This window comes from Metapseudomonas resinovorans (assembly GCF_002003485.1).
GTDB lineage: Bacteria > Pseudomonadota > Gammaproteobacteria > Pseudomonadales > Pseudomonadaceae > Metapseudomonas > Metapseudomonas resinovorans_D.
This window is the reverse complement of the sequence record NZ_BDMA01000038.1, coordinates 18,248-38,856: the sequence shown is the minus strand read 5'-3', so window position 1 is coordinate 38,856 and position 20,609 is coordinate 18,248. Positions and strand designations below refer to the sequence as shown.

25 protein-coding genes are annotated in these 20,609 nt (G+C 64.2%); 13 read left to right on the top strand and 12 right to left on the bottom strand.

What is annotated here, in order from left to right; genetic code table 11:
• Nucleotides 1–100: 100 nt before the first annotated feature.
• From MnOB_RS11630 to MnOB_RS11615, 4 genes are all read left to right on the top strand, one after another.
• Nucleotides 101–1,123, top strand: coding sequence for a zinc-dependent alcohol dehydrogenase family protein (locus tag MnOB_RS11630; protein WP_077524384.1), 1,023 nt, complete (start codon nucleotides 101–103; stop codon nucleotides 1,121–1,123).
• 198 nt (nucleotides 1,124–1,321) lie between these two features.
• Nucleotides 1,322–2,251 (top strand): AraC family transcriptional regulator, encoded by a 930-nt coding sequence (locus MnOB_RS11625; RefSeq protein ID WP_077524383.1) that lies wholly within the window; start codon nucleotides 1,322–1,324, stop codon nucleotides 2,249–2,251.
• 106 nt (nucleotides 2,252–2,357) lie between these two features.
• Nucleotides 2,358–2,816: a (2Fe-2S)-binding protein gene (locus MnOB_RS11620; RefSeq protein WP_077524382.1), complete on the top strand. Its 459-nt coding sequence runs from the start codon at nucleotides 2,358–2,360 to the stop codon at nucleotides 2,814–2,816.
• 11 nt (nucleotides 2,817–2,827) lie between these two features.
• On the top strand, nucleotides 2,828–5,071 hold the full coding sequence (locus tag MnOB_RS11615) for a xanthine dehydrogenase family protein molybdopterin-binding subunit (protein ID WP_077524381.1): 2,244 nt from the start codon (nucleotides 2,828–2,830) through the stop codon (nucleotides 5,069–5,071).
• A gap of 1 nt (nucleotide 5,072) precedes the next feature.
• Here the strand turns inward: MnOB_RS11615 and ptrC are convergent, their stop codons facing one another.
• Together ptrC and MnOB_RS11605 are read right to left on the bottom strand one after the other, a co-directional pair.
• On the bottom strand, nucleotides 5,073–5,267 hold the full coding sequence (ptrC, locus tag MnOB_RS11610; RefSeq protein WP_077524380.1) for a type III secretion system co-regulatory protein PtrC: 195 nt from the start codon (nucleotides 5,265–5,267) through the stop codon (nucleotides 5,073–5,075).
• A 249-nt stretch (nucleotides 5,268–5,516) separates the two neighbouring features.
• The gene (locus MnOB_RS11605) at nucleotides 5,517–6,428 is read right to left on the bottom strand and encodes a LysR family transcriptional regulator (protein WP_077524379.1); all 912 of its coding nucleotides are present in this window, start codon (nucleotides 6,426–6,428) and stop codon (nucleotides 5,517–5,519) included.
• A 127-nt stretch (nucleotides 6,429–6,555) separates the two neighbouring features.
• Between MnOB_RS11605 and MnOB_RS11600 the strand changes: the two genes are divergently transcribed.
• Nucleotides 6,556–7,299, top strand: coding sequence for an SDR family oxidoreductase (locus MnOB_RS11600; protein WP_077524378.1), 744 nt, complete (start codon nucleotides 6,556–6,558; stop codon nucleotides 7,297–7,299).
• A gap of 50 nt (nucleotides 7,300–7,349) precedes the next feature.
• Here MnOB_RS11600 and MnOB_RS11595 read toward each other — a convergent pair whose 3' ends face one another.
• Nucleotides 7,350–7,580, bottom strand: a complete 231-nt coding sequence (locus MnOB_RS11595; protein WP_077524377.1) for a DUF2789 domain-containing protein — start codon at nucleotides 7,578–7,580, stop codon at nucleotides 7,350–7,352.
• Nucleotides 7,581–7,818: 238 nt separating this feature from the next.
• Between MnOB_RS11595 and MnOB_RS11590 the strand changes: the two genes are divergently transcribed.
• On the top strand, nucleotides 7,819–8,091 hold the full coding sequence (locus MnOB_RS11590; RefSeq protein WP_158713798.1) for a hypothetical protein: 273 nt from the start codon (nucleotides 7,819–7,821) through the stop codon (nucleotides 8,089–8,091).
• An 83-nt stretch (nucleotides 8,092–8,174) separates the two neighbouring features.
• Complete coding sequence (locus MnOB_RS11585; protein WP_077524375.1) at nucleotides 8,175–8,465, top strand: hypothetical protein; 291 nt, start codon at nucleotides 8,175–8,177, stop codon at nucleotides 8,463–8,465.
• Between the two features lie 217 nt (nucleotides 8,466–8,682).
• On the opposite strand, the gene MnOB_RS11580 is transcribed toward MnOB_RS11585, so the two are convergent.
• Nucleotides 8,683–9,081: a hypothetical protein gene (locus MnOB_RS11580; protein WP_077524374.1), complete on the bottom strand. Its 399-nt coding sequence runs from the start codon at nucleotides 9,079–9,081 to the stop codon at nucleotides 8,683–8,685.
• A 369-nt stretch (nucleotides 9,082–9,450) separates the two neighbouring features.
• On the opposite strand from MnOB_RS11580, the gene MnOB_RS11575 reads away from it, so the two are divergent.
• Both MnOB_RS11575 and MnOB_RS11570 read left to right on the top strand, forming a co-directional pair.
• Entirely contained in the window at nucleotides 9,451–10,107 is a 657-nt protein-coding gene (locus MnOB_RS11575; RefSeq protein WP_077524373.1) for a YceH family protein, read from the top strand.
• Nucleotides 10,108–10,213: 106 nt separating this feature from the next.
• The gene (locus tag MnOB_RS11570) at nucleotides 10,214–11,344 is read left to right on the top strand and encodes a M14 family metallopeptidase (protein WP_077524372.1); all 1,131 of its coding nucleotides are present in this window, start codon (nucleotides 10,214–10,216) and stop codon (nucleotides 11,342–11,344) included.
• 232 nt (nucleotides 11,345–11,576) lie between these two features.
• On the opposite strand, the gene epsC is transcribed toward MnOB_RS11570, so the two are convergent.
• Both epsC and rhtA read right to left on the bottom strand, forming a co-directional pair.
• On the bottom strand, nucleotides 11,577–12,518 hold the full coding sequence (gene epsC / locus MnOB_RS11565) for a serine O-acetyltransferase EpsC (RefSeq protein ID WP_077524371.1): 942 nt from the start codon (nucleotides 12,516–12,518) through the stop codon (nucleotides 11,577–11,579).
• Nucleotides 12,519–12,609: 91 nt separating this feature from the next.
• Nucleotides 12,610–13,503, bottom strand: a complete 894-nt coding sequence (gene rhtA, locus MnOB_RS11560; protein ID WP_077524370.1) for a threonine/homoserine exporter RhtA — start codon at nucleotides 13,501–13,503, stop codon at nucleotides 12,610–12,612.
• A gap of 58 nt (nucleotides 13,504–13,561) precedes the next feature.
• On the opposite strand from rhtA, the gene MnOB_RS11555 reads away from it, so the two are divergent.
• On the top strand, nucleotides 13,562–14,152 hold the full coding sequence (locus tag MnOB_RS11555) for a helix-turn-helix domain-containing protein (protein WP_077524369.1): 591 nt from the start codon (nucleotides 13,562–13,564) through the stop codon (nucleotides 14,150–14,152).
• 68 nt (nucleotides 14,153–14,220) lie between these two features.
• On the opposite strand, the gene MnOB_RS11550 is transcribed toward MnOB_RS11555, so the two are convergent.
• Nucleotides 14,221–14,550, bottom strand: coding sequence for a DUF5629 family protein (locus MnOB_RS11550; RefSeq protein ID WP_077524368.1), 330 nt, complete (start codon nucleotides 14,548–14,550; stop codon nucleotides 14,221–14,223).
• A 55-nt stretch (nucleotides 14,551–14,605) separates the two neighbouring features.
• Nucleotides 14,606–15,706 (bottom strand): 2OG-Fe(II) oxygenase, encoded by a 1,101-nt coding sequence (locus MnOB_RS11545; protein ID WP_077524367.1) that lies wholly within the window; start codon nucleotides 15,704–15,706, stop codon nucleotides 14,606–14,608.
• A 128-nt stretch (nucleotides 15,707–15,834) separates the two neighbouring features.
• Here MnOB_RS11545 and MnOB_RS11540 point away from each other — a divergent pair, with 128 nt between their 5' ends.
• The gene (locus MnOB_RS11540) at nucleotides 15,835–16,821 is read left to right on the top strand and encodes a magnesium transporter CorA family protein (protein ID WP_077524366.1); all 987 of its coding nucleotides are present in this window, start codon (nucleotides 15,835–15,837) and stop codon (nucleotides 16,819–16,821) included.
• A 1-nt stretch (nucleotide 16,822) separates the two neighbouring features.
• On the opposite strand, the gene MnOB_RS11535 is transcribed toward MnOB_RS11540, so the two are convergent.
• The 4 genes from MnOB_RS11535 to MnOB_RS11520 all read right to left on the bottom strand — a co-directional run bounded on the left by MnOB_RS11535 (nucleotide 16,823) and on the right by MnOB_RS11520 (nucleotide 19,210).
• Nucleotides 16,823–17,143 (bottom strand): hypothetical protein, encoded by a 321-nt coding sequence (locus MnOB_RS11535; protein WP_077524365.1) that lies wholly within the window; start codon nucleotides 17,141–17,143, stop codon nucleotides 16,823–16,825.
• A 151-nt stretch (nucleotides 17,144–17,294) separates the two neighbouring features.
• Nucleotides 17,295–17,549 (bottom strand): DUF2790 domain-containing protein, encoded by a 255-nt coding sequence (locus MnOB_RS11530; protein WP_077524364.1) that lies wholly within the window; start codon nucleotides 17,547–17,549, stop codon nucleotides 17,295–17,297.
• 45 nt (nucleotides 17,550–17,594) lie between these two features.
• Nucleotides 17,595–18,155 (bottom strand): cytochrome b, encoded by a 561-nt coding sequence (locus tag MnOB_RS11525; protein ID WP_077524363.1) that lies wholly within the window; start codon nucleotides 18,153–18,155, stop codon nucleotides 17,595–17,597.
• On the bottom strand, nucleotides 18,152–19,210 hold the full coding sequence (locus MnOB_RS11520) for a catalase family peroxidase (protein WP_077524362.1): 1,059 nt from the start codon (nucleotides 19,208–19,210) through the stop codon (nucleotides 18,152–18,154). Before MnOB_RS11520 ends, MnOB_RS11525 begins: the two co-directional genes overlap by 4 nt.
• A 139-nt stretch (nucleotides 19,211–19,349) precedes the next feature.
• On the opposite strand from MnOB_RS11520, the gene MnOB_RS11515 reads away from it, so the two are divergent.
• Together MnOB_RS11515 and MnOB_RS11510 are read left to right on the top strand one after the other, a co-directional pair.
• Nucleotides 19,350–19,856: a sigma-70 family RNA polymerase sigma factor gene (locus tag MnOB_RS11515; RefSeq protein WP_077524361.1), complete on the top strand. Its 507-nt coding sequence runs from the start codon at nucleotides 19,350–19,352 to the stop codon at nucleotides 19,854–19,856.
• Nucleotides 19,853–20,596 carry an anti-sigma factor family protein gene (locus MnOB_RS11510; RefSeq protein WP_077524360.1) on the top strand — a complete coding sequence of 248 codons (744 nt, stop codon included), beginning with the start codon at nucleotides 19,853–19,855 and terminating at the stop codon, nucleotides 20,594–20,596. The genes MnOB_RS11515 and MnOB_RS11510 overlap by 4 nt, the downstream gene beginning before the upstream one ends.
• Nucleotides 20,597–20,609 lie beyond the last annotated feature (13 nt).

Below are 20,609 nucleotides of genomic sequence, written 5' to 3'. Positions count from 1 at the left end.
TCATCGCCGTTTATGACAACTATCAATGGCCGCGGGTGGTTTTGTAGATAAAGCCCGGATAGAGTCCGTGGCTATGAAGAGTCAACAGGCGAGGTATGTGATGTCCCGCATGATCCGTTTTCACCAGTTCGGGGGCCCTGAGGTCCTCACGCTGGACGAGCTGCCCACCCCCGTTCCGGGGCCGGGTGAAGTACTGGTTCGTGCCCAGGCCCTGGGCGTGGGCTGGAGGGACGTGCTCTGGCGGCAGAATCTGGCTGCCGAGCAGGCTGCCCAGCTACCTTCCGGCCTTGGTTCGGAGATGGCGGGCATCGTGGAAGCCGTGGGCGAAGGCGTTGACGACCTGACCCCCGGTACGCCGGTTGCCAGCTTCCCGGCCAGCACGCCGAGCCATCATCCGGCCTGGGGCGATCTGGTGCTGATGCCGCGCAACGGTCTGGTGGCCTATCCCGACGCGTTGACGCCGGAGGAAGCCAGCATCCAATACACGCCGCTGCTGATGGCCTATTTCGCCCTGGTCGACCTGGGCGGCCTGAAGCCGGGTCAGCATGTCCTGGTCACCGAAGCCGGTCATTGCCTGGCTCCGCAGACGGTGCAACTGGCCAAGGCCCTGGGTGCCAAGGTGATTGCGTCCACCAGTTATCCGGAAAGCCGTGAATTCATCAAAGCGCTGGGTGCCGACAAGATCATCGTCACCGAAGAGCAGGACCTGGTCCTGGAGGTCGAGCGCTTCACCCAGGGCAAGGGCGTCGAAGTGGTCCTGGACCAGTGCGCCGGCCAGCAGATGAAGCTCCTGGGCGACGTCGCTGCACAGCGCGGCAAGCTGGTCGTGTATGGCTGCAACGGCGGCAACGACACCGCGTTCCCGGCTTGCGCCGCGTTCAAGAAGCATCTGCAGTTCTATCGTCATTGCGTGCTCGACTTCACCGGTTCGCCGGAGCTGGGTATCGAGACCAACGAGGCTTCGGTCAAGCGGGCGCTGGACCATATCAACCAGATGACCCGTGATCATCTGCTGAAGCCTCCGATTGATCGCGTATTCGCGTTCGAGGACTTCGTCGAGGCCAACCGTCACATGGAAACTTGCCCGGCAGGTGGGCGTGTGGTGATGAAGGTTGCCGACTGAGGAAGGCGGGGCGGGCCCTTGGGTCCGCCCCGAATCTGTCTTGTTCTGGAATGTTGGGCAGTGTGCCGCGCGAGGCGGCCGGGTCGATAGCCGATTTCTGCTGGATTATTGCCTGATTCTCTTGAACCGCTTCCAGGTGCGAGACTACCCATGCAAGTCATGGGTAGAGTTGACCCATCTTCTTCGAGGGTCGAAACCATGAATGCACATGCATTCCTTGCCGCGCAGGAATCGGATACGGCTGCGCGCCAGCAAAAGGAGCTGGTGCAGTTCATTGAACGATTCGCCAGCCAGGACGGCGCCTATGAAACGGACGTTCCCGGCCTGCTGGTGTATCGCACCTCTCTCCCCAGCGAACCGCTGCACTGTCTTTACGAGCCCGCCCTGGGCCTGGTAGTGCAAGGGCGCAAGAAGGTGCTGCTGGGCGAGGAAACCTATTTCTACGGGCCGTCGCAGTTCCTCATCGTATCGGTCGACGTCCCGGTGATCGGCCAGGTGCTGGAAGCCAGCCCGGAAGTGCCTTTCCTCAGCCTGCGCCTTTCCCTGGACCCCAAGGAAATCAGTGCGCTGCTGATGGAGCTGGAGATTCCTGCCCCGGAGCCGCGCCCGTGCCCGCGCTGCCTGGCGGTCAACGGCCTGACGGCGTCCCTGCAGGATGCGGTGCTGCGGCTGTTACGCCTGCTGGACGCCCCTGAAGACATCCCCGTGCTGTTGCCGCTGATTCGCCGTGAAATCCTCTACCGCCTGTTGCGCGGCGAGCTGGGCGGCCAGTTGCGTCAGATCGCCAGCAGTGGCACCCAGGGGCATCGCATTGGCCGTGCTGTGAACTGGCTGCGACAGAATTTCCACCAGCCGTTGCAGATCGAGCGGCTGGCCAATGAAGTGAACATGAGTACCTCGGCCTTGCATCACCACTTCAAGGCGATGACGGCCATGAGCCCGCTGCAGTTTCAGAAGCAGCTGCGCTTGCAGGAGGCCCGCCGGCTGATGCTGGTGGAAGCCCTGGACGCCGCCAGTGCCGGCGGTCGGGTGGGGTACGAGAGCCCATCGCAGTTCAGCCGCGAGTACAGCCGGCTGTTCGGTGCGCCGCCGCTGCGCGATATCGCACGCTTGCGCCAGTCGGCGTGAATCCGCCCCGAGCGGGGCGCCTGAACCATCATTGCCTTGTTCCCGAATGCCGGTTCGGCCTTGCCGGCCGGTTCCCTGAACCATCCAGCCAGAGGTGGTACGCCTGATGATTACCCTGAACCTTAACGGCAAGGACGTTGAACTCGACGTGCCTGCGGATATGCCGCTGTTGTGGGCGCTGCGCGATGTCGCCAACCTCACCGGCACCAAGTACGGCTGCGGCATGGCCCTGTGCGGTGCCTGCACCGTGCACATCGACGGCCAGGCGACGCGCTCCTGCATCACCCCGGTCTCGTTGGTGGTGGGCAAGAAGATCACCACAGTCGAAGCGGTGGCCGAAGACCCGGTGGGCAAGGCCGTGCAAACCGCCTGGCGCAACCTCGACGTGGTGCAGTGCGGCTACTGCCAGTCGGGGCAGATCATGTCCGCCACCGCCCTGCTGCGCACCAATCCCAAGCCCAGCGACGCCGATATCGATGCAGCGATGAGCGGCAACATCTGCCGCTGCGCCACCTATGTGCGCATTCGCGCCGCCATCCATGAAGCGGCCGGCACCCTGGCCTGAGGAGAGTCGACATGGGCACGTTCGAAACCGAAACCCGAGCCGCCAGCGGCATCCTCAATGTCAGCCGACGCACCTTCCTCAAGGGCAGCGGCGGCCTTGCGCTGGGCATCGCCTTCGCGCCCTTGCTGAAAGGCGGAGAAGCCCTGGCTGCAACCGCCGAACCCTTCATGCCCAATGCTTTCGTGCGAATTGCCGGGGATGGCACTGTGACCATCCTCGCCAAGCACGTCGAGATGGGGCAGGGCAGCTACACCGGCCTGGCCACCTTGTTGGCAGAGGAGCTGGATGCCGACTGGAGCCAGGTGCGGGTCGAAGGCGCGCCGGCCAACGCCGCGCTCTACAACAACCTGGCCTTTGGGCCCATGCAGGGAACGGGCGGCAGTTCGGCCATCGCCAATTCCTTTGAGCAGATGCGCAAGGCGGGTGCCAGCGCGCGCGCCATGCTGGTGTCGGCTGCCGCTGAGCAATGGAAGGTCCCGGCGGCGGAAATCACCGTGAGCAAGGGCGTGGTCAGCCATGCGGCTTCCGGCAAGAAGGCCGGCTTCGGCGAACTGGCTGATGCGGCGGCGCGCCAGAGCGTGCCGGCGGAGGTGACGCTCAAGTCGCCCCAGGACTTCACCCTGATCGGCAAGGAACGTTTGTCCCGCAAGGACAGCGCCGACAAGACCGATGGCAGCGCCACCTTCACCCAGGACTTCAAGTTGCCCGGCATGCTGGTTGCGGTCGTCGCCTATCCGCCGCGCTTTGGCGGGGCGCTGAAGTCGCTGGATGCGAGCAAGGCCAAGACCGTACCCGGTGTGGTGGAAGTGGTGGAGTTCAAGGACACGCCCCACGGCCGATCCGGCGTGGCTGTGCTGGCGAAGAACACCTGGTCGGCACGCCAGGGCCGTGATGCGCTCATCGTGGAGTGGGACGAAAGCAAGGCGTTCAAGCTGGGCAGCGAGGAAATCTTCGCCCGCTACCGCGAGGCGGCTGGCAAGGAAGGCCGCGTGGCCGGCAAGCAGGGGGATATCGCCGCAGCCCTGGCGCAACCGGCCAGATTGATCGAGGCCGACTACGAGTTTCCCTACCTGGCCCATGCCGCCATGGAGCCGATGAACTGCCTGGTGAAGATATCCGCTGGCCAGTGCGAAGTCTGGAACGGTGAGCAGTTCCAGACGGTGGATCAGTTGGCCATCGCCAAGTACCTGGGCATCCCGGTGGAGAACGTCAGCCTGACCCAGCTCTACGCCGGTGGCAGTTTCGGGCGCCGGGCCAATCCGCAGTCTGACTACCTGCTGGAGGCCGTTGCCATTGCCAGGGCCGCTCGGGCCAAGGGCCAGGACGTCCCGGTGAAGCTGGTCTGGACCCGTGAGGACGACATGCATGCGGGCTTCTTCCGCCCGGCCTACCTGCACCGTGCGCGCCTGGCACTGGACGAGGAGGGCAAGTTGCAGGGCTGGCACCAGCGGGTGGTGGGGCAGTCCATCCTCAAGGGCACGGCGTTTGAAGGTGCGCTGGTGAAGGAGGGCATCGACCATACCTCGGTGGAGGGCGCTGCCAATCTCTCCTACGAAATACCCAACCTCCAGGTGGAGCTGCATACGCCGGATGACATTGGCGTGCCAGTGCAGTGGTGGCGCTCGGTGGGGCACACCCATACCGCCTATGCGGTGGAAACCCTGATTGATCAGGCGGCCACGACCGCTGGCAAGGACCCTTATGCGTACCGCCACGGGTTGCTCGGCAAGAAGCCACGCCATCTCGGCGCGCTGGAGCTGGCGGCGCAGAAAGCGGGATGGGACCAGCCGCTGAAGCCGGGCGCGGAAGGCGAAAAGCGCGGGCGGGGAATCGCCGTGCACGAGTCGTTCGGCTCCTTCGTCGCCCAGGTTGCGGAAGTGACGGTGAAGGCCGATGGCAGCTACAAGGTGGATCGGGTGGTATGCGCGGTGGATTGCGGCGTGGCGGTGAATCCGGATGTGATCCGGGCGCAGATGGAGGGTGGCATCGGCTACGGCCTGGCTGCCGCACTGCATGGCGCCATCACCTTGAAGGACGGCGTGGTGGAGCAGTCCAACTTCCACGATTTCCAGGTACTGCGGATCAATGAGATGCCGGTGGTGGAGGTGCACATCGTGCCGTCGGCACAGGCGCCCAGCGGGGTTGGTGAACCGGGTGTGCCGCCGATTGCGCCGGCGGTGGCCAATGCGCTGTACGCGGCGGTGGGCCAGAGAATCTACAAGCTGCCGCTCCCCCGGCAGGTGCAGCACGCCTGATTCAGGCTGCCTGGGCGGCGCAGATCAGCTCGCGCAGGGCCTTGCGCTCGGCCACCGGAGTGGGGGCCTTGCGCACGGCCAGGGTGCCGTCGTCCAGTCCTACTACCACTTCAGTTTCGAAGTGCAGGCTGAGTTCATCGAGGGTCACGTGGGTAACCTGATACAGGCTGTCGCTGATTCGCGGGTCGGCGGACATGGTGTGGGTCTCGTTCCGGTTGGCCGAAAGGCCGATGGGGAGATAGTGCCGCCGTGCCGTCCAGTGCGGAATTGAATGGACGTGATGGTGAATATCATTTCTGTCGATGGCCTGACCGGGGGCGTGTCATCTGCTCTGCCTGTAGGGGCGAATTCATTCGCCAACCGGTCCGAAGGAGCGGCGAATTGCCACCTTGGGAACGCTGCGCGTCCCTTGGCGAATGAATTCGCCCCTACACCAAAACGGCGCTCACCCTTGCGGTACGAAGGCCGGATCGGAAAGGTGTTCCACCAGCAGGTCATGGACCAGTCGCACCCGCGGCGATACCGGGCCTTGCTGGGGACGGTAGATGAACATCTCCCAGGGCGGCGGCGCATCTTCCCGCAGCACCTCCTTCAAGCGACCGGCGCGGATGTGCATGTCGACCAGATAGCTGGGTAACTGGCCGAAGCCGATCCCGGCCAGCACGGCTTCCAGTTCGTTCTCCGGATCGTCCGTGCAGAAAGCGGGGCTGGCCGGCTGGATCTGCCTTCCCTCGGCGAACATCCATGGCCAGACGCGTCCGGTGTTGTTGTCGATCAGCGCGGTGGTGGGCAGTTGGTGCAAGTCGTGCACGCTCTCGGGGGCGCCCTGGCGTTGCAGCAACTCCGGGGCCCCGACCACCAGCAGCGGAATCCGGGCGACGGCACGGGCGATATAGCGGCGGTCGCGGATGAAGCCGATGCGCACGCCGAGGTCGATTTGCTGTTCGACCGAATCGGTGAGCTGGTCGGACAGGCGCATATCGAAGTGAATGCGTGGGTGCTCGCGGGCGATCTTCGCCAACACGGGCAGCACGAAGCGCCGTCCAACCGTGCGCGGTGCGGCAATGCCCACGCGCCCGGCCAGCGCTTCTTCACGCTTGCCGCCATGTTGCTGGAACAACTGGTCCAGTCCGGCGAGGGCTTCCCGGGCCTGGCTGACAAACCGCTCGCCAAAGGCTGTGATCTGCACATGACGGGTACTGCGGTGGAACAGCGGCTCGCCGAACTGGTCTTCCAGGTCCTTGATGGCGCGGGTCACCGTCTGCGGCGACGCACCCAGACGGGTAGCGGCTTCACGGAAGCTGGGCGATTCGGCAGCTACGCAGAGAATGCGCAGCAGTTCGATGCGGTTGAACATGATCTGCGTTCCATTTGGCGGAATTCCAAAATCCTAATCATTCCATTCACTGGCGGTAAACGCTTTCCGATACTGGCGCCCAGTTACCGGATTCATCCCGATTCCGGGCTTCTCTGGAGTGCCCTCAATGAGCAACAACATTTCTTCCAAGGTCGTGGTCATTACCGGTGCCAGTAGCGGTCTGGGTGAGGCCACCGCCCGCCACCTGGCGTCCCTGGGTGCCAAGGTGGTGCTCGGCGCGCGTCGGGTCGAACGCCTGCAAAGCCTGGTTGCCGAGATCGAAGGCAACGGTGGCGAGGCCGTGGCAATCGCCACCGACGTGACGTCTGCCGAGCAGGTGGCCGGCCTGATCGACGGCGCGGTACGGCGTTTTGGTCGCGTCGACGTTCTGGTGAACAACGCCGGATTGATGGCCGTCGCGCCTATGGATGAGGTCAAGGTAGACGAGTGGTCGCGCATGTTCGATATCAACGTCATGGGCGTACTCCACGGCATTGCGGCGGCGCTCCCGCTGTTCCGCAAGCAGGGCGGCGGACACTTCATCAACGTCGCCTCGGTGGCCGGCATCAAGGTGTTCAGCCCGGGCGGTACCGTCTACAGCGCCACCAAATTCGCGGTACGCGCCATCAGCGAAGGGCTGCGCCATGAAGTCGATGGTTCTATCCGCACGACGGTGATCTCTCCCGGTGCCGTGGATTCCGAGCTGAAGCACGGCAGCTCCCACCAGGCAAGCACTCAGGCAGTCGGCGAGTTCTACAAAATGGCGATTCCTGCCGATTCCGTGGCTCGGGCCATCGCCTATGCCATCGAGCAGCCAGCCGACGTGGACATCAACGAAGTGGTACTGCGCCCCGCAGTTCAGGATTTCTGATCCCGTCAAGCAAAAGAGGCGGCCCAGGCGGCCGCCTTTTTTCATCTCGTCTATTTGCTCAGGAGTACTGCCAGTTCGTCGGCTTCCTCGGTCCAGTCGGAGTCTTCCCGCAGGGCGTCGCGCAGGAAGTCCGATTGGCCTGCATTCCAGAATGGCGCGTCAGGCAAGGCCTGGCCCACTGCCAGGCGATGCCCGCTGACGAAGCGGTCTATCTCGGACTTTGCGGAGGGCAGGCCGAGTTGATCGAAGAGGGCGGTGAGGGAGTGATGGCTAGTGTCCATGCGCGGGTCTCCGGTGGCGGCGTTCGACGGAAAAAGACTTCCATCGACTATAGACCCTGTGCCGGCCGTGGCCGTTGGATAGCAGCATGTCGGCTACGGCCGACGCGGGCTTGCACTGGTAGCAAGGTTGTCTAGCCTCACACAAAATGTTGCAAAAGAACCTTGGGCCACCTGAACAGGGGGCGAAATGGGCGTCCATAGCGAGCAGAAACATCCTTTTCGGGATCCGGCGGAGGCCATGCTGTTGGTCGCCCCTGTCTGGTCGCCCGTCCTGTTCATCTTCCTTGCCCAGTTTCTCCATGAGTTCTTCCAGATCCACTGGCTGTTCAACTCGAGCCTGAGCACTTTCGGCATGTTCCTGGTGCCGGCCATTTCCGCACTTCCGCTGATCCATGATTCACCCCGTCGGCTGTCCATCAAGCTGTTGCTTGCGGGCGGCTATTACCTGGTCGGGCTGGCGGCGACTTTTCTGATGTCCTGGGGAATGTTGCTCTATACCGGCTATACCTGATCCGGCTGCGGAACCCGGCGCGGGGCCATGGATCAAAGGTCCCGGGTCCGCATGAGGCGGATCGACCCAACACGGAGCTCTCCATGTCCCCATTGAAGAAACTTGCGCTCGTCGGCCTCGTGGCCCTGCCACTGGCTGGTTGCATGAAAGAAGAGCCCATCGACCAGGCGGTGCTGTGCACCTACAGCACCGATGCCGAGGCCAAGCTGTGCAAACCGGGTCAGATGTCCTGGTTCAAGGCGGGCAAGGCCGTCAACCAGTCCCTGCCGCTGAGCGTGGCGGCGGCGTATTGCGACTTCAATTACCAGGTGATGTACAACGACGCGGGGGTGATCTGCGTGTTCACCGACAAGCGACTGAGCCTGGTGAAGTAAAGAGGGCGGTGTAGACGTGCAGGGGTGGTGAGACTCACCCGTAGGATGGGTTGAGCTTGCGAAACCCATCACCCATTGCCGAGCGACATCTTGGGGGTCGTCTCATCCGGTGAAGTTTTTCCAAGCCCCAAAAAGACTGAAGGCGCCACAGGTGGCGCCTTCTGCCTTTCGAGGATTTGCATACATCGTGATTGCCTGCCTCTGAAGTGCTCCGGGATCAGCTGATGCGGTTGGCACCAGTGCGGTCGGCACCACCTTCGGCAACGCGCAGGCCCTGCGAGCGCTCGGAACCGTTTTCAGCCACGTCGAAAGCCTTGGTGCGGTCGGAACCACCTTCAGCAACGCGCAGGGACTGCGAACGCTCAGAACCGTTCTCGGCAACATCGAAGGCCTTGGTGCGATCGGAGCCGCCTTCGGCAACCCGCAGGGACTCGGAACGCTCGGAACCACTTTCAGCAACCCGCAGGGATTGCGAACGCTCGGCGCCGCTTTCAGCGACGCGGTGGACATTGGTGCGATCAGCGCCACCCTCGGCAACCGAAAGGGCGAAAGCGGAAGCGGAAGCGGAAGCGGACAGGCTGGCGAAGAACAGGCTGGCGAGGATTTGTTTTTTCATTTTGGGCACCTGGGTTTTGGGGGTGGTGTTTGTCTGTGGGGCCCATGTTACTGATGTGATTTCGATGAAGAAGTGATCCTGGGTAATGGTTACCATCGACGTTAATGATAGTTATGGCGTATCCATAAAAAACAATAGGTTAGATGTTTTAATGGGGCGCCGTTACGCAGAGTGGAAAGGCTTTTTCCTGAAATTGGTATAATCGAACTATTCGATTGGATGGGATGGGTACCCTTCAAAAAGAGCGTTTACGCGGGTGATGGAGCGCTTTTGCGGAAGCACTTATCGGAAGGCGTCTGGGTGGAACGCTTTTCTCGCCAGTCGGCGGGGACTAGGCTAGTGGGCACTTTTCAGCAAACGGATAGTGCTATGTCCACCGAGATTCATGCCCAGTTCGCCGACGCTCCACTCAATGCCATCGAGGCCCGGCTGCTTGGGAGCCTGATCGAAAAACAGGCCACGACGCCCGAGTCCTACCCGCTGACCCTCAACGCCCTGGTTCTGGCCTGCAACCAGAAGACCAGCCGCGAGCCAGTGATGAATGTCACGCCCGGACAGGCTGGGCAGTCGCTGCGCAACCTCGAGGCACGCAACCTGGTGAAGCTGGTGATGGGCAGTCGCGCCGACCGTTGGGAGCAACGCACGGACAAGGCGCTGGAAGTGGTGCAGCCGCAGTTGATCCTCATCGGCCTGCTGCTTCTGCGGGGCCCGCAGACCCTGGGCGAGCTGCTGACCCGTAGCAATCGCATGACCGACTTCGACGATACCGAGGATGTCCGTCACCAGCTCGAACGGCTGATCGCTCGCGGGCTGGCGGTGCTGATGCCGCGCCAGGGCGGACAGCGCGAGGATCGCTATATGCACCTGATGGGTGAGCCGGTCGACCTGGAGGCGCTGCTGGAGGCGCGTGCGAGCCAGCCGGAGCGGAGCGAATCGCGGGCTGCCACCGATTCCCGGATCGAGGAACTCGAAGCACGGGTCGCCGATCTTGAAGCGCGTCTGGCTCGCCTGGAAGACCGCGAGTGATCCTTTGCGGGGCGCCGGCTGTCTGTCGATGTCGCCCCTGCGATTTCCCCGCACGATTCGACCTGCGATCCTGTCGCAACCGTGAAACACCGCCCCTGAGGTATCCATGAAGATCAGCTCGGACTTCGACAGCGGCAACATCGAAGTAATTGACGCCAGCAACCCGCAACAGGTGCTGCTGGCCATGCGCCCGGACCTGAAGAGCCACCACTTCCAGTGGTTCCACTTCAAAGTCGACGGCCTGACTCCCGGTGAGCGCCACGGCTTCAGTCTGACCAACGCCGCGCAGTCGGCTTACAGTCACGCCTGGACCGGCTACAACGCCGCTGCCTCCTACGACCAGGTCCACTGGTTCCGAGTCCCCAGCAGCTTCGACGACAAGGGCCTGCACTTCGCCCTGGAGCCCACCCACGAGCAGATCTGGTTCGCCTATTTCGAGCCTTACAGCCGCGCTCGCCACGAATGGCTGATCAGCGAGGCTCTGGACAAGGCGGGGGCCGAAATCGTGGCGATCGGCAAGAGCCTCGAAGGCCGCGAGATTCCGCTGCTGCGGATCAGCCGCAACCCCGATGCCCAGCGCAAGGTCTGGATCATCGCCCAGCAGCATCCCGGCGAGCACATGGCCGAGTGGTACATCGAGGGCGTGATCGAGCGTCTGTCGAAGCAGGGCGATGCCGAACTGGACGCGCTGCTGGCCAAGGCCGACCTCTACCTGGTGCCGAACATGAACCCGGACGGTGCCTTCCGTGGTCATTTGCGCACCAACGCCGCCGGCAAGGACCTCAACCGCGCGTGGCAGTCTGCCAACGATACGGAAACGCCCGAGGTGTTCTTCGTCCAGCAGCAGATGCGCAAGGTGGGCGTGGACCTCTTCCTCGACATCCACGGCGACGAGGAAATCCCCCACGTATTCACCGCCGGCTGTGAAGGCAACCCCGGCTACACGCCGCGTCTGGAGGCCCTTGAGTCCGAGTTCCGCCAGCGCCTGGTCGACATGGGCGCGGAGTTCCAGACAGCGTTCGGCTATCCCCGCGACGAGCCTGGCCAGGCCAATACCACACTGGCCTGCAATGCCGTGGGCATGGCATTCGATTGCCTGTCCTTCACCATCGAAATGCCGTTCAAGGACCACGACGACAACCCGCACCCGCGCACGGCCTGGAACGGCGACCGTTCCAAGCGGCTGGGCAAGGACGTACTGACGGTGATTGCGGCGATGGTCGACAAGCTGCGCTGAGTCGACCACACAATGAAAAACGGCCCCTGATGGGGTCGTTTCTTTTGGTGGAAATGAAAAGCGATTTCCACCCTACGCGGCTGGCACGTTCTTTCAGTCCTGCACCATCAGCCCCCTCTCCCTGAGGGAGAGGGTTGGGGTGAGGGGGACATGTGGCTGCCGAGCGCCGGGCTTACCCCTGTGGGAGCGATTTCAATCGTGAATGAATTCGCTCCCACAAGTTGGTCGCAGTTCAAACCCCGCTTTCGTTCTGCAGGTTCGCCTGAGTGATGTTGCTGAGTTCCGGCACGCTGCGGGTCAGCCAGACGTTACCGCCAATGGTGGAACCCTTGCCGATGGTGATGCGGCCGAGGATGGTGGCGCCTGCGTAGATCACCACGTCGTCTTCGACGATCGGGTGGCGTGGTTGGCCCTTCTGCAGGTTGCCTTCCTCATCCGCCGGGAAGCGTTTGGCGCCCAGGGTCACGGCCTGGTAGATGCGGACCCGCTCGCCAATGATCGCCGTTTCACCAATCACCACACCGGTGCCGTGGTCGATGAAGAAGCTCTTGCCGATCTGGGCGCCAGGGTGGATGTCGATGCCGGTGGCGGAGTGGGCGATCTCGGCGATCATCCGCGCCAGCAGCGGCAGGCCGGCCTTGTAGAAATAGTGGGCGAGGCGGTGGTGGATCACCGCATGAACGCCCGGATAGCAGATCAGCACTTCATCCACGCTGCGGGCTGCCGGATCACCCTGGAAGGCGGCCAGCACATCGGTGTCCAGCAGTATCCGCAACCCGGGCAGGGTGGCGGCGAAGCCCTTGACGATCTCGATGGCCTGGCAGGCGATGTCGTCGCCGCTGGTACCGTTGTGTCGAGCCGCGTAGGAAAGCTCGCGTCGCACCTCACCGGCCAGCGCGTTGAGCGCCACGTCGAGGGTATGACCAACGTAGAAGTCCTCGCTTTCCTCACGCAGGTCGGCCGGGCCGAGGCGCATGGGGAAGAGGGCGCCGGAAAGGGCTTCGATGATATGCCCGACAGTCACGCGCGACGGCAGCTCGCGGCCACCGCGGTCCTGCAGGCGGCCGTGTTGGGAGCGCCATTGGGCGCGGGCGTCGCGCAGGTCGTTGACGATCTGGTCGAGCTGCCAGTTCACCGGCTGGCAGCCGGTGGCGACATAGGGAAGTCTGTTCATTGAGGTACCTGTAAGGCGCGGTCCGGATCGCTATAGCCTGCGGAGAATCACCCGTTCTCCGCAAGAGGATATTGAGCGGAAATGCCCGTGCTCAGTCGGCGGGTACCAGTGGCTGTGTTTGCGGGCGCGGCGCTGCGGTGACGGTGCAACCAACGGACGCGAGGATGATGCAGAGGATCGCCAGCCATTGCAGCAGCGAAAGCTGCTCGCCGAGGAAGAGCAGCCCCGAAAGTGCGCCAAAGGCCGGTTCGATGCTCATCAGGGTGCCGAAGGTCTGGGCGGGCAGGCGCGTGAGGGCGACCATCTCCAGCGTATAGGGGATGGCGGTGGAGAGCAGCGCAACGGCCAGTGCCACGGGCAACAGTTCAGGGCGCAACAGCTCGGTGCCGGCATGGACGATGCCGATCGGGGCGATGAACAGCGCCGCGACCATGACGCCCAGGGCGGCGCCTTGCATGCCATGGTCGCTACCGGCACGCGCGCCATAGACGATGTAGAGCGCCCAGCACACGCCCGCACCAAGCGCGTAGGCCATGCCGGTCAGGTCCAGGTGGCCTTCGCTCTTGCCCAGTGGCAGGAGCAGCCAGAGGCCCACGACCGCCAGGCCGATCCAGATGAAGTCGATCGCCCGGCGCGAGGCGAACAGCGCCACCGCCAATGGGCCGGTGAACTCCAGGGCGACGGCGATACCCAGCGGAATGGTGCGCAGGGACATGTAGAACAGCAGGTTCATGCCGCCCAGGGCGAGGCCGTACATGATCAGTGGCAGCAGCGAGTCCTTGCTGATGCGCGCGCGCCACGGGCGCAGGATCAGCATGAGGATGATCGCGGCGAATATCAGGCGCAGCGCGGTCGTGCCCTGGGCGCCGATGACCGGGAACAGTGACTTGGCCAGGGAGGCGCCGCTCTGGATCGAGGCCATGGCCACCATGAGGACGGCAACGGGGAGCAGGGTGGAAGCAAGGCGACGCGACAGCGAAGACATGGAGGCAAATCCGGCAAGACGGTGGGGGTGGCGTGTTTGACTGGTTATGTGCAACATAATGCGCAAAATTCAGGGTGTGAGCAATATGTTGCCCAAATCAGATGAGCGCCCCAATGTCCTCGAACACGTCTCCGAAAACGTTCGCCGCCTGCGTCGCGCAGCGGGGCTGAGTCAGGAGGCCTTGGCCGGTGCCGCAGGTGTCAGCCGGCGGATGCTGGTGGGTATCGAAGGCGGTGATGTGAATGTCAGCCTGGCCACCCTGGACCGCATTGCCGCAGCTCTTGGCGTGCTTTTCCCCGATCTGGTGCAGCAGCCGGATCGCCCTGATCGTTCGCGCATCAACGCGGTCGCCTGGGTCGGCTCCAAGCCGGGCAGTCGCGCAACCTTGCTGGCCAGTTCGGCGACACGCCATGAGGTCGAACTCTGGAGCTGGTCGCTGGAGCCCGGCGAGCGCTATACAGCTGAGCCGGATGCCGAGGGCTGGCGGGAGATGATCTACGTGATCGAAGGCAATCTGACCGTATTGCACAGTGGCGAGACGCATCAGGTGGCGGCCGGAGACTTCCTGGTGTTCGGTAGCGACCAGGCCTACATCTATGCCAATGAAAGCGAACAGTTGGTGCGCTTCGTGCGCAACGTCCTCACCTGAACGGGCCTAGTCGGCAGGGGGACGACTAGGTCGTCCTTGGCGAATGAATTCGCCCCTACAATGTCAAATCACTCCTGCTCGTCTTCATCCTCGGCATCGCCGCCGACTGCATCCAGGCACAGCAGCGCGTGTTCGCCTTCGGCCCCGGCGAGTTTCCAGCAACCGCTCGCGCTGTCGAAGCGCGCGGCTTGCACGGCCGCCTGGGTGAAGCGCCATTCACGGCGGGTGCGCCCGTCCATGCAGGCGATCCGTAGCAACTGGGCTTCGGGCTCGCCGGGTTGGCCGCCTTCCAGTGCTTCCACCAGCGCTTCGTCCAGATCGAACTCCCAGGCATGCAGATCGTCGATCAGCAGCATGTCGGCGGCCAGCAGGGCATCCAGCAGGTTTTCGTGAGTCATCGGGCACATCCTTCATCAATCGCGGCGGGGGCGGAATGATAAAGCAGCAGGCCGATCACTGCTCGGCCTGTCCGGCCAGGTACTGCTGGTTTTCTTCGCGAATGCGCCGCGCCTCCTCGTCATAGAGGAAGGGCAGGAACATGTAGCGACGCCCCTGCGTGACGGGCGTGGCCTCGTGCAGCAGCGAGCAGGAAAACACCACAGCGCCGCCCCTGGGGGCGCTGTAGAGGCTGCGCCCGAATTCCGGGAAGCGCAGCTGGCCACCTTCGTACTCGCCGCTGTTGAGGAACAGTGAGACGGCGAAGCGGCGGTGGGCGGTGCCCTTGGTGGTGTTGTCGCGGTGGGGGCGGAAGTGGCCGCCTTCCTCGGCGTCGTAGCAGGCCACCAGGTAGCGTTCCATGCGCGTGGCATGGAACTGGAAGGCTTTCTGCAGTTCCGGGACGAGCCGCGTGGTGATGCGGTGCATGCAGGTCTGGCGCAGTTGCTCGTCTTCCAGCGCGCAGTCGCGGCGACGCTTGTGCTCGTGCTTGAGGACTTCAACCGTCATGCCGTCGCGCTCGACCATATAGCCCGATTCCGTGCCGCCCAGACGCTCGTAGTAGTCGATCAGCGTCTGGCACAACGCGGGTTCGAAGATGCGTGGAATCACCAGCACTGGCGCCTGGGGTTGGGCGATGGCTGGCGCGGAGATGGGGTCCTGCGCCTGGAGCAGCGCCAGGACGGCATCGACATGGCCCTCGCCACCCGTGGCGACTGGCAGCACTGCGATCACCCGCAGGCGCGGGTCCAGCACATAGGTCGTCTGGCGGATGGCGCCGTTCTCCCGCTGGACGCCGTAGAGATTGCAGATGGTGCGGTCGATGTCCCAGAAAAAGCGAATGCCCGGCAGGAAGTCACGGATGCGCTGCTGGTCGCGGTCGCGCGGGTCGGCGATGACGCCAAAGAAGCTTGCCTGCTCGTCGTTGAAATGCTCGCGGCGGGCGAGCAGATCGGTGAGTACCCGCGCCGCCGTCGGGTCCGATGTCGAGCCGAGAAAGCTCAGGACGATGTAGCGCCCGGCGGCGGTGTCGAAAGTGAAGCGCTCGCGGCTGGGGGTGCTGCTGGTGAACCAGGGCACCGCTTCGCCCGGCTCCACGGGTGAGTTGCGCTGGGTCATGGTTGCCTCCTTTGCCTTGGTCTCAACCTAGCCCAGGTGCGGGGCGCGTGCCTCCCGGTCCGCCAGACGCGTCTTCGCAGGGCATGACCGGTGCTTTAATCATTTCCATACGTCCAAGGAGCCAACGGATGATCCACTTCTACGCGCAGGATGCCGGCGTCCTGCACGCCACCACGGGCCGCCCCGGCGAGGCCATTCCGCCCGGCACGTTGTGGATCGACTTGATGGACCCGGAGCCCGAGGAAGCGGCATTCATCGCCGAGGCCCTTGGCGTGGAGATTCCCGGTCGCGAGGCCATCGTCGAGATCGAGGAAACCTCGCGTCTCTACCAGCACGCCGGCACCCTCTACATGAATGCCACCCTGGTGAGCGGATTGCGCGAACAGCGGCCGATTTCCAGCGACGTGATGTTCGTGGTGGCGCCGGATTACCTGGTGACGGTGCGCTACGCCAACCTGCCGTTCTTCGAATACCTGGAGGACAAGTTCCTCCGCGAGCCGGAAACCCATTCCTCCAGCGAGCAGATATTTCTCTCCCTGTGCGGCAGCGTGGTGGACCATATCGCCGACATGCTGGAACTGACGCAGCGCGAGCTGGATGAGATGTCCGGTGCGGTGTTCAGTGAGGAGCGTGGCGCGGCACCCCGGCGCAAGGGCAATCGGACCGACCTGCAGCAGGTGGTCAAGCGCCTCGGCCGGCACAACTCGGCACTGGTGAAGTTGCGCGAGAGCCTGACCGGCATGGGCCGCGTGCTGGACTATTCGAATGCGTGGTCGGAGCTCTGGCTGAGCGAGCAGGGGCTGGACCGCTCGCGCTCGATCGAGCGGGACATTCGCTCGCTGGTGGACTACGTGGCGAAAATGTTCGACGAGATCGCCTTCCTGCTCAGCGCCACCCTGGGGCTGATCGACATCGAGCAGAACAGCATCATCAAGGTGTTTTCCATCGCCGCCGTGCTCTTCCTGCCACCGACCCTGGTGGGCACGGTGTACGGCATGAACTTCCGGGCCATGCCGGAACTGGACTGGGCGTTCGGCTATCCGGTGGCGCTGGGCCTGATGGTGGTCTCGGCAATCCTGCCGTACGCCTGGTTCAAGTGGAAAGGCTGGTTCTGACTCAGGGCTTGCGGGCGTCCAGCAGGGCGTCGGCTTCGGCGATATGGGCCTTGCGCGACTTGCGCTCGAACAGGCACAGCTCGCGACCACGCTGGTTCTTCATATGGGGTTGCGGGTAGCGGCCCTCCAGCACCAGAGCAGTCAGCCCGAGGCGATCATCGAAGAGCACGGGTTGGCCGGCGGGGCGGACGTCCTTCAGACCACTGACGGCCTTGCAGGCGCTGAGCAGGCGGGCATCGTGCTCCTTCCAGGCCTGGTCGCTGGAGGCGAAGGCCTGGGAGCCAAGGAGGGTGGCCAGCAGTAACAGCAGCGGGTTTTTCAAGGGACGGCCTCGGGCGCGGGTTGGCGATCTGCTATGGACCGCCGACGAGCGCCCGGGTTTCGTAGGTTGGTGCGGGCCACGCTGGTCTGAGCCGGCGAAGCCCAACGATGCGCTGTCGGGCTTCGTGGCGCTCAGCCCAACCTACCGCTCCTCAGTAGTCGTTCTTGCAGCCGGTGCCCCAGACCAGGTACTCGAGGGTCTTCGTCTGCATCTGGCTGTCTTCGTAGGTCATGCGCGCCGGCCCGATGCCGCAGAAGGTCGACAGGTCGGTCATTTCCAATACACGGGCGATATCCAGGTGCACGCCGTACTCGTACTGGGTAACCGGCGGCGCGCTCTCCGTGCTGGCGGCAAGGGCGACGGTGGAAGCAAGACTGAGGCTCAAGGCGACTACAAGGGTTTTCATGGCGGATTCTCCTGCTGGAGAGGGGATTTGCGGGTAGTCCCGCGTCTACTGACCATCGGGCATCGGACGGATGCCGCTGCCGGTGGTCATGCTCGAGAGCACGCCATCCCTGCGGATGAGCGCGTGGTTGAGGGCCGCCGCCAGGTGCGCCAGGATGCTGATGAACAGCAGGTACGCCAGTACAGTGTGGGCCAGGCGCAGCCAGGCATAGAGCTGAGCGTCCTGCGAGACGATGGGCGGCAGTAGCAGCGAGTCGTGGAGCGCCAGCGGATAACCACCGGCCGATTGCATGGCCCAGCCCACCAGGGGCAAGGCGAGCATCAGGGCATAGAGCAGCAGGTGCGACAGCTTGGCGACTCTCTGCTGCCAGCTGGGCATGTCGGCGGGCAGAGTCGGCACGGGGCGGGCAAGGCGCACCACCAGGCGAATCAGCACCAGTACCAGAAGCGCCAGGCCCAAGGGTTTGTGCACGGCAATCAGGACGCTGTGACGGGGCGACAGGTCGCCCACCATGCTGACGCCAATGAACAGCATGGCCAGCAGGAGAATCGCCATCAGCCAGTGCAGTACGCGCAGCAGCGGGTTGAAATGGGTGGGCGCGCTCATGGCTGGGCTCCTTGCTCTGGGTGAGGCGCACCTTCGCGGGTGCGGCGGTTGTAGGACACGGCATAGGCAGCCGAGCGGGCGGCGAGAATCGGGTCGTCCGAGGCCTGGATGCCGTCGGGCAAGACCAGCGGGTCGTAGTTGATGTCGCGGCAGGCCCCATTGGCCTGAGGTTCGGCGCTCACCACCACCAGGGTGCCGGCATCCACCTGGCGGCGGTCGGCTGGCCATTCGCGGGTGGCGTCATCGGTGGGGTCGCCGGGGTTGGCCACGGTCAATACCAGGTGCCAGCGCAGCGGTCCTTTGGAGAGGCGCTGTTGCAGGTCATGGCTGAGAAACTCCGGGTCGTTGCCGGCTTCGCCAATCGGCTCGAAGGGCGTATCGGGCTGTACCGACCAGCGCACGAATTGGGCATTTCCGGCGGCATCCAGCAGGCGGAAGGCATTGACGCCGTTGTAGGCGACGTTGGCAAAGCTGTTGCTGGGCTTCGCGGTCTGGGCCCATTGGCGGAAGGCTGAGCTTTCCGGGTGGGCGGCGAAAAATGCCTGCATCTTTGCCGGGTCCGGCTTGCCGGTGGCGGGATCGGGGCGCGAAGCCAGTACCTGTTCGTAGAACGCCTCCGGGGTCGCTACCGGCAGCACTGGAAAACTGTTCATGCCGGTGCGCCACTGCTCGCCGCCAGGCAGCTGGAACAGCAGGGCCATGCTGCGCACCGGCACGCCAGCGTCCGGTGCATGCGGGTTGCTGCCGCCAATGGCCAGGCGACCGATCACCGGCACGGTGCCGGGCGCAAACACGCTGGCGCGGGACAGGCTTGCGGCCTGGCCGCTGCTTTCGAAATGCCCGGCGATGCAGATGCCCTTCGCATGGTTCTTGCGATAGCCGGGAAACTTCCCGGCGTTGGTTTCGAAGGCGTCGATGATCTGTTGCGGCGTTACGCGCTCGCTGCCAAACCAGCCGGCGGCATAGGCGAAGCCGGCAGCCAGGCCGCCGACGGCCAGGCCGATCACGGCCAGCCGTGCCGCCAGGTCGAACCCCTTGGGTGTTGCGTTGCTCATGCGATACTCCCGGGCCACATGCCCTTGTCCATGAGCCGGTATGACGCAGGCCGAAGACCTTTATTCCCGGCCGGGAATAATTTCCCGCTTCGCGCGTCTTCCCCTCGCACCCTTGGCAAGAGCAGCACACGAACTGGCTATGAACATGATCGAAGACGCGGAACTGCGAGAGTTGTTACAGCGCCTGCGGCGCTTTGCGCTGTGGCTGACGCGCAATGCCAGCAGCGCCGACGACCTGGTCCAGGCGACCCTGGAACGTGCGCTTTCCCGCTGGAGCAGCAAGCGTGACGGCGATCTGCGCGCCTGGTTGTTCTCCATCCTTTACCGGCAGTTTCTCGACGGCCAGCGCCGCGCTCGTCGCCATGCGCGACTGCTGGAATTCTTCGGCGCTCGCAGCGAAGAGGCGCCGTCCACGGAGGACCTGGTGGTCAACCAGGCCACGCTGGAGGCCTTTGGCCGACTACCAACGGAGCAGCGTGCGCTGTTGCTGCTGGTGAGCGTCGAAGGGCTCAGCTACAAGGAAGCCGCCGAAGCCCTCGGGATTCCCATCGGCACCGTGATGTCCAGGCTGTCCCGCGCACGCAAGGCGCTGCGCGAACTGGCCGAGGGCGAGATGTCCAACCCTCAGCTTCGGGTACTCAAATGAACGCATTCCATCCCGGTGAAGACGACCTGCACGCCTATCTCGACGGCCAGCTCGACGCTGAACAACGCCAGGCCGTGGAGGCTTATCTGGCGGCCAACCCCGAAGCGGCGGCGCAAGTGGAAGCCTGGCGCCGTGATGCTCAGGCGCTACGCGCGGCCCTCGCCAGTCCGGGATTGGCACCCAACCCGCGCCTCGACCCGCAGGCGATACGCCGCACGATGCACGCGCGCAAGCAACGGCGCCTGGCTCTGGCCGCGTCCTTCGTACTGGCCCTGGGTGCTGGCGGCATCGGCGGTTGGCAAGCGCGGGACATGAGTCTCGTGGCGGCGAACCCGCCGATGCAGGACGCGCTGCAGGCCCACCGGTTGTTCTCGGCGAACCCGGTCGTGGATATCCAGGCGACCCGCCCCGGTGAACTCCAGGCCTGGCTGGACCAGCGCTTCAGCCACGCCGCGCGAATTCCCGACCTCAGCCCCTATGGCTTCACGCCAGTCGGCGGACGCTGGCTGGTGACGGAGCAGGGTGCGGCCGCCTTGTTGCTGTTCGAGGACGGACAGGGACAGCGGGTCAGCCTCTACCTGCGAGCGCCGGGCTCGCTCTACCCAAGCATGAAGAAAGGCCAGCGCAGCGACGGCGGACTGGAGGCGCGGTACTGGTCGAGGAATGGCTACAACTACGCGCTGGTAAGCCGGGAAGGGGACCCGCGCGGCGATGAGCTGGGCAGAGCGCTGTCGTTCTAATGGGAGGGCCGGG

Coding starts and splice junctions, on each gene's coding strand:
- MnOB_RS11630 (WP_077524384.1), top strand. CDS start 101: ATGTCCCGCATGATCCGTTTTCACCAGTTCGGGGGCCCTGAGGTCCTC.
- MnOB_RS11625 (WP_077524383.1), top strand. CDS start 1,322: ATGAATGCACATGCATTCCTTGCCGCGCAGGAATCGGATACGGCTGCG.
- MnOB_RS11620 (WP_077524382.1), top strand. CDS start 2,358: ATGATTACCCTGAACCTTAACGGCAAGGACGTTGAACTCGACGTGCCT.
- MnOB_RS11615 (WP_077524381.1), top strand. CDS start 2,828: ATGGGCACGTTCGAAACCGAAACCCGAGCCGCCAGCGGCATCCTCAAT.
- ptrC (WP_077524380.1), bottom strand. CDS start 5,267: ATGTCCGCCGACCCGCGAATCAGCGACAGCCTGTATCAGGTTACCCAC.
- MnOB_RS11605 (WP_077524379.1), bottom strand. CDS start 6,428: ATGTTCAACCGCATCGAACTGCTGCGCATTCTCTGCGTAGCTGCCGAA.
- MnOB_RS11600 (WP_077524378.1), top strand. CDS start 6,556: ATGAGCAACAACATTTCTTCCAAGGTCGTGGTCATTACCGGTGCCAGT.
- MnOB_RS11595 (WP_077524377.1), bottom strand. CDS start 7,580: ATGGACACTAGCCATCACTCCCTCACCGCCCTCTTCGATCAACTCGGC.
- MnOB_RS11590 (WP_158713798.1), top strand. CDS start 7,819: ATGCTGTTGGTCGCCCCTGTCTGGTCGCCCGTCCTGTTCATCTTCCTT.
- MnOB_RS11585 (WP_077524375.1), top strand. CDS start 8,175: ATGTCCCCATTGAAGAAACTTGCGCTCGTCGGCCTCGTGGCCCTGCCA.
- MnOB_RS11580 (WP_077524374.1), bottom strand. CDS start 9,081: ATGAAAAAACAAATCCTCGCCAGCCTGTTCTTCGCCAGCCTGTCCGCT.
- MnOB_RS11575 (WP_077524373.1), top strand. CDS start 9,451: ATGTCCACCGAGATTCATGCCCAGTTCGCCGACGCTCCACTCAATGCC.
- MnOB_RS11570 (WP_077524372.1), top strand. CDS start 10,214: ATGAAGATCAGCTCGGACTTCGACAGCGGCAACATCGAAGTAATTGAC.
- epsC (WP_077524371.1), bottom strand. CDS start 12,518: ATGAACAGACTTCCCTATGTCGCCACCGGCTGCCAGCCGGTGAACTGG.
- rhtA (WP_077524370.1), bottom strand. CDS start 13,503: ATGTCTTCGCTGTCGCGTCGCCTTGCTTCCACCCTGCTCCCCGTTGCC.
- MnOB_RS11555 (WP_077524369.1), top strand. CDS start 13,562: ATGCGCAAAATTCAGGGTGTGAGCAATATGTTGCCCAAATCAGATGAG.
- MnOB_RS11550 (WP_077524368.1), bottom strand. CDS start 14,550: ATGACTCACGAAAACCTGCTGGATGCCCTGCTGGCCGCCGACATGCTG.
- MnOB_RS11545 (WP_077524367.1), bottom strand. CDS start 15,706: ATGACCCAGCGCAACTCACCCGTGGAGCCGGGCGAAGCGGTGCCCTGG.
- MnOB_RS11540 (WP_077524366.1), top strand. CDS start 15,835: ATGATCCACTTCTACGCGCAGGATGCCGGCGTCCTGCACGCCACCACG.
- MnOB_RS11530 (WP_077524364.1), bottom strand. CDS start 17,549: ATGAAAACCCTTGTAGTCGCCTTGAGCCTCAGTCTTGCTTCCACCGTC.
- MnOB_RS11525 (WP_077524363.1), bottom strand. CDS start 18,155: ATGAGCGCGCCCACCCATTTCAACCCGCTGCTGCGCGTACTGCACTGG.
- MnOB_RS11520 (WP_077524362.1), bottom strand. CDS start 19,210: ATGAGCAACGCAACACCCAAGGGGTTCGACCTGGCGGCACGGCTGGCC.
- MnOB_RS11515 (WP_077524361.1), top strand. CDS start 19,350: ATGAACATGATCGAAGACGCGGAACTGCGAGAGTTGTTACAGCGCCTG.
- MnOB_RS11510 (WP_077524360.1), top strand. CDS start 19,853: ATGAACGCATTCCATCCCGGTGAAGACGACCTGCACGCCTATCTCGAC.